Origin of the sequence: Blautia sp. CAG:257 (assembly GCF_000433815.1) — a bacterium.
In the GTDB taxonomy this organism is placed as follows: domain Bacteria; phylum Bacillota; class Clostridia; order Lachnospirales; family Lachnospiraceae; genus Blautia_A; species Blautia_A caecimuris.
The window spans coordinates 1-494 of sequence record NZ_HF999086.1; the positions used below are offsets into that span (position 1 = coordinate 1).

Sequence of the window (494 nt, forward strand, 5' to 3'; positions counted from 1 at the left end):
AGATAATGCTCATCAATAAACGCCAGCTTTTCTGCCATGTCCATATTTCCGTACAGATAAATGTAGCTGTTGGAAGGATGATAATAGGTCTTATGAAATTCCAGAAATTCCTCATAGGAAAGCTCCGGAATATGATCCGGATCACCGCCGGATTCGCAGCCATAGCTTGTATCCGGAAACAGAGAATTCATGATCTCTCTTTCCAGAACCTCATCCGGAGAGGAAAAAGCTCCCTTCATCTCATTGTAAACAACTCCGTTATATTTCAGAGGTCCCTCTGCATTTTCAAGCTGATAGCTCCATCCCTCCTGGCGGAAGATCTCTTCTTTTTTGTAAATATTCGGATAAAAAACAGCATCCAGGTACACATGCATCAGATTCTGGAAATCCTGATCGTTGCAGCTTGCAACAGGATAGCAGGTTTTATCCGGATAGGTCATTGCATTGAGAAATGTATTAAGAGAACCCTTTACCAGCTCCACAAAAGGATCTTT

1 protein-coding gene is annotated in these 494 nt (G+C 42.1%); it reads right to left on the minus strand.

Going from position 1 to position 494, the window contains the following annotated elements:
• Nucleotides 1-494, minus strand: a 494-nt coding sequence (locus tag QVP40_RS10605; RefSeq protein ID WP_288200490.1) for an insulinase family protein, incomplete at both ends; no start/stop codon positions are given.